Origin of the sequence: Nocardia sp. NPDC060220, assembly GCF_042727815.1 — a bacterium.
Taxonomy (GTDB): domain Bacteria; phylum Actinomycetota; class Actinomycetes; order Mycobacteriales; family Mycobacteriaceae; genus Nocardia.
Genome location: NZ_JBHWZY010000187.1, coordinates 1 through 9657, shown reverse-complemented (window position 1 = coordinate 9657; position 9657 = coordinate 1). Strand labels below are relative to the sequence as shown.

Genomic DNA, 9657 nt, shown 5'->3' with positions numbered 1-9657 from the left:
CGCTGTCACACCGCCACTTCCGGAGGTGACGCCCGGTGAATCCGCCCCGCGGATCGTCGACGTGCCCGACCAGTGGACCGTCGAGCGACCGGCGGAGGTCTCGATGGCGGGATCGCACTGATGGTCGACTTCGGCTTGATCGACGAATGGCGCCCGGCGCCCGGTCGGCTCGTGACCTGGTTCGCCTCGGCGGACTCGGTCGCGCGCGCGGCCAGGGCGCCGGTCCATCCGGCGCCGCCCTCGCTCCAGCAGGAGCAGTATCTGCGCTTGGCCGACCGGCACGCGGGCGCGGACTTCCGGTTCTCGGGCCTGTGCCTGGTCACCGCCGAGATCCCCACCGGTGACCTCGACCGCGCCGCGATCACCCGGGCGATCCACGCATTCCTGTTGCGCCACGACACTTTTCGCACGTGGTTCGCTGTCGAAGCCGGTGGCACAGTGCGGCGTCATCTGGTGCCCGCGGCCGATGTCGAGTTCGTGCCGGTCGACTACGGCCACATCGACGATCCCGAGTCGATCTGCCGGCACGTGGAGAAGACGACACCGGGCCCGTTCCAGTGGGATTGCTTCACCTTCGGTGCCATCGAGCACGGCGATTCCACCACCGTGTACCTGGCCGTCGACCACCTGCACACCGACGGACTCGGGCAGTACTTGTCCGCAGCCGACTTCGCCCAGCTCTACGCCGCGCAGCTGTGGGACGAGGCCGAACCGCTCGCGCCCGCGGCGAGCTATCTCGACTACTGCCGCAACGAGCGGTTCTTCAGCGACCAGCAGAGCCTTTCCTCTCCCGGTGTGAAGAAATGGCTGGCGCTGTTGGGCGGCAACGACAACAAGCTTCCGGTCTTCCCGCTCGACCTCGGCAAGAAGACCGACGGATACCATCGCAGCGCCCACCGCAGCGTCGTGCTGTTCGAGGACGACGAGGCCGCTCGATTCGACGAGGTCTGCCGTGCCAACGGCGCCGAATTCGTCGGCGGTGTGTTCGCCGCGGCCGCACTGGCCGAACGCGAGCTGGTCGGATCGGACTACTACTTCGGCATGACCCCGGTGAGCACCAGGACCTCGGCGGCCGAGAACAATTCGGTGGGCTGGTACGTGACGCTCGTTCCGGTCGCGTTCCCGCTCGGCGAACGCACTACGGTCGCCCGCGCGCTCGCGCTCGCGCAGCGGGCCTACGACAGCGGACTCCTGCTGGCGCCCACTTCTTTTCACCGTGTTCTCGATCTGCTGCCCCCCGATTCCGAGATCAAGGCCGAGCCGGGGTGGGTCACCCCGATGATCTCGTTCATCGACGCCAGGGACTTCCTGGGCAACGAGCTGTTCGACAGCATGAACGCCGGGGTCTTCGCCAACCGGGCTGCCTCCGAGGAAGCACTCATCTGGATCAACCGGCTACCGGGCCGGACCTCGTTGAGCGTCATCTTCCCCGACACCGCGGTCGCGCAGGAGTCGGTGCGCCGCTACCTGGCCACCATGAAGTCCGCATTCGGAGCCATCATCGACAGCGCCACGGAGCACCCATGATCCGAGAAGAGTTCGTCCCGACCATCTTTCGCGACCCCGCCATTCCCGATGGCGAGAAGTCGAGATACCGCGTCGGCATCGCCGGCGAGCCCGGCGGCTTCGAGATAGCGCACGTCGTCGTGCACGACCGGGGCGGCTACCACACGACACTCGAGGCGAGCCCGGAAGACAAGAGCGGACGCGACCGTGAACTGGTGATGACCGTCGAGCAGCGCATAGGGCGTATCGACGGCCGACTGCACGCGGAAACCTATCGCGCGCAGACCCGGTCGGGGTCGACGGTGGTTTCGCGCGAGGAAGTGAACTTCGTCGACACCGTGCACCTGCAGTTCGGTGGCCTGCCCGGACCGTTCCCGCCGAATGTGATGCCGATCGCCGGTGGGCTGACGATGTTGCGTGGACTGGACTTCGCCGACGGGCTGGTCGAAACGGTCGACGTGTGGCTCGCGGCGTCGGTGCACTGGCCACTGCTCGTCCGGGTGGAGAAGCAGGTCGTCTTCGCGGGACCGGCCGGGGTGTTCCCGTGCTGGCAGGTGCGGTTGCGGCCCGGCTTCGACCAGGTGAACGGGATGCTGGACAAGATGGTCGGCTCGGTGGTGCCGCCGTTCATCGCCCTGTTCGAGGTGGCGGCGCCGCACCGGATGGTGCAGTTGAGCTTTCCGACCCAGATGTCGATGTCGGCCCCGCGCGCCACGATGGAATTGGTGTCGTGAGCGACACCACCGGGGTCGCGAAGGCACAGGTGCCCGAGCTCGGCGCGTGGCTGGCGTTCGGCGCCTGCCTGATCGCGGTGTTCATGCAGATGATCGACGTGACGATCGTGAACACGGCGCTGCCGAGTCTGACCGCCGACCTCGGTGCGTCCAGGTCGGCACAGCTGCTGGTGATCTCCGGGTACGCGCTGGCGTTCGCCTGCACCCTGCTCACCGCCGCGCGGATCGGTGCGATGGTCGGTCGGCGCACGATGTTCCTGGTGTCGGTGGTCGCCTTCACCGCGGCTTCGGTGTGGTGTGGATCGGCCGGTGGCCCTGCCGAACTCGTGCTCGCGCGGGTGGTCCAGGGTGCGGCGGGCGCGGGGATGGCCGCCCAGACGATCGCCATTCTCACCGCCGGTTTTCCGCGCGAGCGCCATCCCCTGGTTTTCGCGCTGTACGGGGGAGTGGCCGGATTCGCCGGGATGCTCGGACCCATCGTGGGCGGTGTGCTGCTCACCATCGATATCGGTGGGTGGGGGTGGCGGTCGGTCTTCCTGATCAACCTGCCGATCGGGCTGTTCGCGTTCGGATTGGCCTGGAAATTCCTGGACCGGAGCAGCCCGGCTGGTCGTCACCCACTCGATCTGGTCGGCGCCGCGCTGTCCGGGCTCGGCTTGTTCGCCCTGATCGCGGGCCTGGCTCAGATCCAGGAGCACGGGTGGCGGCTCGACCTGCTCGCCGTCACCGGTGCCGGGCTCGTGCTGACGGCGGTGTTCCTCGCCCAGCAGCGCACCCGCACCGCGCGCGGTGCCGACCCGCTCGTGCGGCTGGACCTGTTCGGCAACCACGGCTTCCGGATCGGCTCGGTGCTGGTCGGCGCGTTCTTCGGGCTGTTCACCGCGTTCGTGTTCGCCGCCTCGATCACCATGCAGGACGTGCTCGGCTACTCGCCGCTGCTCACCGGCATGGTGATGACGCTGTTCGCTCTCGGTGCGGGCGTCGGCGCCCTCGGTTCGCTGATTCTGGTGCCGCGCTGGGATATCTGGGCGCTGGCCGCCGGGATCGCCCTGTTCGGCGGATGTATCGGCGCGGGCGGGGTGTACCTGTATCTGGTCGACGGGGTGGCGAACGCGCTGCTCTGCGCGGGTCCGGTGTTCGCGGCCGGATTCGGTGTCGGCCTGTTCGGTGTGCAGTTGCAGCCGATGATGCTGTCCGGGTTGGACGCGAATCGGATGGCCGAGTCCTCCGGTGTGCTGCCCACCATCGAACAGGTCGGCAATGCGGTCGGACTCGCGGTGCTGACCACGGTGTTCTTCGGTTCGCACAGCCTCGGCGGCAGCATCATGATGATGGGCGCCATCGCCGCGGTCGCGCTGGTGCTGGCGGTGCTCACCTTGGCGATGCCCTCGCGCGAGCGTCGAGAACAGGCCGCGATCGGCGTTTCGTAGGGTTTTCGCTGGTCGTCGGCGTGCGGGTGCCGCTGGTTGTCGGACCCCGGTGTCAGACTCTGGCACGTGAGATGGGCGATAGCGGAGACGGGCGAGGGCGGCGCTCGGTTGTGTCCGCTCGATCAGGACGGTCACCCGGCGGGACCGGTGCTCGACGAGCCCTCGCTCGTCGAGGCGGTGCGCACCCGCCCGGACGTGGAGCGCTGGGTCTGGCGATCCACGGCCGACATCTACCGCGCGTTGCTGGCAGCGGGCGTGTGGGTCGAACGGTGCTACGACGTCCAGGCGGCGGAGTCGCTGCTGATCGGCCACGAGGAAGGACAGTCCGGGCAGGCGCGCTCGCTGGCGGCGGGCTGGGCGCGGTTGCACAACCTGGCCGTTCCGCCGGATGCGCCGGTGCGGGCCGCCGAGACGCAGCCGTCGCTGTTCGAGTCGGGTCCGGTGCCACTGCCGCCGGGGATCGACGAGTTCACTGCCCTGCTAGCGGTGTACGCGGGACAGGTCGCGCGCACCGCCCGGGCCGAGCACCCCGAGCGCATGCGACTGCTGCTCGCCGCCGAATCGGCGGGCATGCTCGTCGCCGTCGAGATGGGGCAGCTCGGCATTCCGTGGCGCGCCGACGTCCACCGCGAACTCCTGGATTCGATGCTGGGAGAGCGCTTTCCGGGGGGATCGGAACCGCGGCGGATGGCGGAACTGGCCGAGGAAGTGTCGCGGGCGTTCGGGACCGGGGTCCGAGTCCGGCCCGACCTGCCCGCCGACATCATCAGGGCTTTCGGCCGCGCCGGAATCCTGCTGTCCTCCACCAGGAAATGGGAGCTCCAGCGGATCGACCACCCGGCGGTAGCGCCGCTGCTGGCCTACAAATCGCTGTACCGTCTCTACACAGCGCATGGCTGGTCCTGGCTCGAACAGTGGGTGCACGGCGGCCGCTTCCGCCCCGAATACTTACCCGGCGGCACAGTGTCCGGGCGCTGGACCACCAATGGTGGTGGCGCACTACAGATTCCGAAGATCGTCCGGCAAGCGATCCGGGCCGACCCCGGGTGGTCGCTGGTGGTCGCCGACGCCGACCAGATGGAGCCGCGGATCCTCGCGGCGATCTCGCGCGACCCGGGCCTGATGGAAGTGGCCGGTCGTGGCGAGGACCTCTACGCGGACCTGGCCGCCCGCGGATTCGGCGGCGACCGCGATCAAGCCAAGATCGCCCTGCTCGGCGCCATCTACGGCCAGACCTCCGGCGACGCCCTGACCCACCTCGCGGGCCTGCGCCGGCGCTATCCCGACGCCGTGGCCTACGTCGACGACGCCGCGCGCGCCGGCGAGGAAGGCCGCCTCGTGCGCACCTGGTTGGGGCGTACCTGCACGCCGCTGTCGGTCGCGCTCGACGACACGGACCCGCCCCAGGACACCCGCACCGAGTTCGGCGCCGACTCCGCCGCCCGCGCCCGTGGCCGCTTCACCCGCAACTTCGTGGTGCAGGGCAGCGCCGCCGACTGGGCCCTGCTGGTCCTGGCCGGAATCCGGCACGCGATCCGCGACCTCCGTGCGGAACTGGTCTTCTTCCAGCACGATGAAGTGATCGTGCACTGCCCGACCGAGGAAGCCGCTGTGGTGGCCGAAGCGATCGCCACCGCCGCAGACACCGCGGGCCGGATCGCCTTCGGGCAGACGCCGGTCCGCTTCCCGTTCACCACCGCCGTGGTGCAGTGCTACGGCGATGCCAAGTAGGAACGCCGCTAGATCAGTACTTCCCGCAGGTGGGGTCTAGCGTGGTCGCATGCTCAGTCTCGAACAGCTGGTCACCTTCGGCGCGGCATCCTTGATCATCATCGTGATTCCCGGTCCCAGCGTGGTTTTCGCCATCGGCAGGGCCCTCGCTCACGGCCGGTCCGTCGCATTGGCCAGCGTGGCCGGCAACACCCTGGGTCTGCTCACAGTGCTGGCGCTGGTCTCGGTCGGGCTCGGTGCGGTCGTCGCCGAGTCGGCCACGGTGTTCTGGATCGTGAAAATCGCCGGGGCGGCCTACCTGGTCTACCTCGGGGCCACCGCGATCCGACACCGCGCGGCGTTCGGAGCGGGAGACCTGAACCCGGAACGCTCCGCATTGCCGTGGCGGACCTCGGTGCGGCAGGGCTTCGTCGTCGGCGCGTCGAACCCGAAGTCGTTCATCCTGGCCGCCGCCGTCGTACCGCAGTTCGTGGATCGCGACGCCGGGCAAGTCCAGCTTCAGATCTTGCTGCTCGGCCTGATCGCGGTCGCGATCGCCTTGGTGTCGGACAGCCTCTGGGCGGTGCTGGCCGCACGGCTGCGCGATTGGTTCCGCCGGTCTCCGCGACGCGAGGAGACGCTCGGGACCGTCGGGGGCTTGTCGATGATCGGGCTCGGTGTCTCGGTGGCGTTCACCGGCAACCATGCGAAGTAGCGTTGTGACCAGTTCGAACGGCGACATCTGCCGCTCACGGGATTCGGCCGAACGGGGTGAGTTTCCCCCGATCCTGACAGCTCGAGAATGTCGGTCCGTAGATGTCGGTGGGTATCGGTAGCGTCTTGTCCGTGGAAACAGGGGAACGTATCCAAGAACTCGCCGACCGGATGGTGGCGCTGCGCGACGCCTACTACCAGGGGGCGCCGCTGGTAGCCGACGCGGAATTCGACGCGATCGAAGACGAGTTGCGCGCCCTGATCGAGGCGCACCCCGACCTCGCGCCGGACCCGAATCCGCTCGAGCAAGTCGGTGCGCCCGCGGTGCTGCACGCCCCGGTCCGGCACTCGCGGCCGATGCTGTCGCTGGAGAAGGCGACCAAGCCGGAGCAGGTCGAGGCGTTCTTCGATCGATTCCCCGGTCAGCCGGTGGTCGTGATGCCCAAGCTCGACGGCTTGTCGCTGGCTCTGGTCTTCGAGAACGGGCGGCTGGCGCGTGCCGTCACCCGCGGTGACGGCACCACCGGTGACGACGTCACCCCGCTGGTCCGTGCCCTCGTCGACGGGGTCCCCGAGCGGATCGACCTGCCGGGCCGCGTCGAGGTGCGTGGGGAGGCGGTGATGTTGCGTTCGACCTTCCTGGCCTACAACGCCGCACACCCCGACAAGCCACTGATCAACCCGCGCAATGCCGCGGCGGGCACCCTGCGCGCGAAAGACCCGGCGACCGTGTCGGAACGGCGCCTGCAGTTCTTCGGCTTCGACTTGGATACCGCCGCCGACGACGCCGCGCACGACCTCGGGGAAGGACTGCGGGCGATCGGCGTCGCGGGGGCGCAGATGCGGCTGTGCGCCGACGCCGCGCGGGCACAGGCGGCGATCACCGAGATCGAGCAGGGTCGCAACGACCTGGACTACGACATCGACGGTGCCGTCCTGCGACTGGCCGACCGTGACGCCTACGCGGCGGCCGGAACCCGGTCGAACTCCCCGCGCGGGGCGCTGGCGTTCAAGTTCGCCGCCGAGGAGAAGACCACGCTGCTGCGCGAGGTGATCTGGGATGTCGGCAAGACAGGCAAGATCGTCCCTGTCGCGTGGCTCGAGCCGGTGTTCGTCGGCGGTACGACGGTCACGAAGGCGACGCTGGCGAACCAAGAGGTGATCCGCGCCCGTGACATCAAGGTCGGTGACACGGTGCTGGTGCGTCGCGCCGGTGATGTCATCCCGTTCGTGGCCGGCGTGCTCGACGCCGCCAAGCGCACGGGCGAGGAGCTCGAGATCATCTCGCCCACCGAGTGCCCTTCGTGCGCTCAGCCGGTCATCGAGCAGGGCAACAGCCGAGAACTGTTCTGTACCAACGTCGCCTGTCCCGCCCAAACAGTGCGCAGGCTGATCCACTGGGCCTCGCGCGCGGCGGCCGATATCGACGCCATCGGGGGAGTGTGGATCGAACGCCTCGCCGAGGCGGGCATTCTCGAGAGCCCGTCGGACTTCTACACGCTGACCAAGGAACGCCTGCTCGAATTCGATCGCATCGGCGAGGTCTCCGCCGCGCGCATGATCGATTCGATCGACGCCAGCCGCCAGGTCGGCCTGCGCCGCGCCCTGATCGGACTCGCCATCCCGATGGCCTCCGACGGCACCGCCGCGCGCCTTGCCCGGTCGGGCTTCGGCTCTCTCGAAGAGGTCGCCGACGCGGGCGAGGAACGCCTTGTCGCGGTAGAGGACATCGGCCCGAAGGTCGCCGCCTCCCTGGTCGCCCACCTGACCCGGTTGCGTCCGGAACTGGACCGCTTGCGCGAGCTCGGTGTCTGCCTGGATGTGCGCGAAGAGGACCTGCCGCCGGTCATCGCGGCAGGCGCACCCCTCGAAGGCAGAACAGTGGTGATCACCGGTGCGATCAGCGACCCACGCTCCGGCGAGAAGGTGGCCCGCCCGACGTTCCAGCGCCTGTGCGAGCAGGCGGGCGCGACGGCGGCCTCCTCGGTCTCGGCGAACACCGACATGCTCATCACCGGCGCGGGAGTCGGTGACAGCAAGCTGGCGAAGGCCGAGAAGCTCGGCGTCGAGGTCGTCGACCAGGGCGAGATCTGGAAGCTGCTGATCGACGCCAAGATCATCTGACGAGCCCGCGATGCCTCACTCGGACTGATGGTCGGGGGCTCGGTCGGTGACGAAGTCCTTGGCCCAGCGGTAGTCGGGTTTGCCACTGGGGGAGCGGGAGATCGTCTCCGCCACCCAGATGCGTTTGGGGATCTTGTACCCCGCGAGATGGGGGCGCAGGTGGGTGCGCACGGCATCGAAGTCCAGGGTGTGGTCGGGGGCGATCGAGATGATCGCCGCCACCTGCTGGCCCCACCGTTCGTGCGCGACGCCGATGACGACCGCGTCGTAGATCGCGTCGTGTGACTTCACGACGGCCTCGACCTCCTCCGGGAACACCTTCTCCCCGCCGGTGTTGATCACCATGTTGCCGCGCCCGATCAAGGTGATCGAGCCGTCGGACTCGGCGCGGGCGCGGTCGTCGGTGACCACGATGCGGGCACCGTCCACCGTCTTGAACAGCCGGGCGGTACGTTCGGGGTCGTTGTAGTAGCCGAGCGGGACCGCGCCGGTCTTGGCCAGCCAACCCTCCTCGCCTGCGGCGACGGGCCGCCCGTCCTCGTCGACGACCACCGCGCCGCGCCCGGTCTGTACTCGTGGTCCGCGCGCCGGATCGTCGTCCTTCTGCGCGAAACCGATACCGCCGAAGCCGGTTTCGGACGACCCGATCGAGTCCGACACCATCGACGTCGGAAACTGCTCCAGCAGTGCGTTCTTCACGGGTTGGGACAGCAGCGCGGCCCCGGAGGCGATGACGAGCAGCGAGGAGGCGTCCACCGGTTCCGCGCTGTAGGTGTCGATGAGTGGGCGAGCCATCGCGTCGCCGGTGATGACCATGACGTGCGGTTTGTGCGTGGCGACGGATTCCCACACCCGCGCCGGGTCGAAGCGCGGCTCGAACAGCACGGTATTGCCCGACCAGAGTGCGTTGAACGTCGGCATCATCGCCGCGGCATGGATCAGCGGCGGGAGCACGAACCAGATGGCGGGCACGCCCTGGGCGCCCGTCGCGGACTGCTGATATTCGTCGCGCACCGGTTCACCGCTGTAGAAGTCGACACCGCCACCGAGCACACGCCACATGTCTTCCTGCCGCCACATGACGCCCTTGGGCATGCCGGTGGTGCCGCCGGTGTACATCATGAACATGTCGTCCGCGGTGCGAGTGACCGAGGGGCGGAACGGTTTTCCCGCCTCGACGAGCTGCTCGTACAGGACCGCGCCGGTCTCGGGGGTGCCGACGTCGCGGTCGTCGTCGACACAGATCGACAGGCGCACCCCCGGCGCGAGCGCGAGGCCCGCGCGGACTGTCTCGGCGTAACAGGCGTGGTACAGCAGCACTTCGAGGTCGGCGTTGTTGTAGACATAGGCCAGCTCGGTCGGGCCGTACCGGTAGTTGATATTGATCGGGACGGCGGCCAACTTGAAGCACGCGAGCAACGTCTCCATGGTCTCGATGC

Annotated in this window: 7 protein-coding genes; 6 read left to right on the top strand and 1 reads right to left on the bottom strand. The window is 68.7% G+C overall.

From position 1 onward, the window contains the following. The first annotated feature begins 120 nt into the window (after positions 1–120). From ACFWF3_RS12465 to ligA, 6 genes are all read left to right on the top strand, one after another. Positions 121–1527, top strand: a complete 1407-nt coding sequence (locus ACFWF3_RS12465) for a condensation domain-containing protein (RefSeq protein ID WP_379313763.1) — start codon at positions 121–123, stop codon at positions 1525–1527. Further along, positions 1524–2240: a hypothetical protein gene (locus ACFWF3_RS12460; RefSeq protein ID WP_379313762.1), complete on the top strand. Its 717-nt coding sequence runs from the start codon at positions 1524–1526 to the stop codon at positions 2238–2240. The genes ACFWF3_RS12465 and ACFWF3_RS12460 overlap by 4 nt, the downstream gene beginning before the upstream one ends. After that, a complete protein-coding gene (locus tag ACFWF3_RS12455) occupies positions 2237–3670 on the top strand; it encodes an MFS transporter (protein ID WP_379313761.1) in 1434 nt (477 codons plus the stop codon). The genes ACFWF3_RS12460 and ACFWF3_RS12455 overlap by 4 nt, the downstream gene beginning before the upstream one ends. A 66-nt stretch (positions 3671–3736) precedes the next feature. Continuing rightward, on the top strand, positions 3737–5401 hold the full coding sequence (locus tag ACFWF3_RS12450) for a bifunctional 3'-5' exonuclease/DNA polymerase (protein WP_379313760.1): 1665 nt from the start codon (positions 3737–3739) through the stop codon (positions 5399–5401). A 49-nt stretch (positions 5402–5450) separates the two neighbouring features. Continuing rightward, positions 5451–6095: a LysE family translocator gene (locus tag ACFWF3_RS12445; RefSeq protein ID WP_379313759.1), complete on the top strand. Its 645-nt coding sequence runs from the start codon at positions 5451–5453 to the stop codon at positions 6093–6095. A gap of 131 nt (positions 6096–6226) precedes the next feature. After that, complete coding sequence (gene ligA, locus ACFWF3_RS12440; protein WP_379313758.1) at positions 6227–8218, top strand: NAD-dependent DNA ligase LigA; 1992 nt, start codon at positions 6227–6229, stop codon at positions 8216–8218. Between the two features lie 15 nt (positions 8219–8233). On the opposite strand, the gene ACFWF3_RS12435 is transcribed toward ligA, so the two are convergent. Beyond that, on the bottom strand, positions 8234–9657 hold a 1424-nt coding region (locus ACFWF3_RS12435; RefSeq protein ID WP_379313757.1), incomplete at its 5' end, for an acyl-CoA synthetase.

Excerpts from the sequence above, each read along its gene's own strand:
- ACFWF3_RS12465 (WP_379313763.1), top strand. The coding sequence starts at position 121 with ATGGTCGACTTCGGCTTGATCGACGAATGGCGCCCGGCGCCCGGTCGG.
- ACFWF3_RS12460 (WP_379313762.1), top strand. The coding sequence starts at position 1,524 with ATGATCCGAGAAGAGTTCGTCCCGACCATCTTTCGCGACCCCGCCATT.
- ACFWF3_RS12445 (WP_379313759.1), top strand. The coding sequence starts at position 5,451 with ATGCTCAGTCTCGAACAGCTGGTCACCTTCGGCGCGGCATCCTTGATC.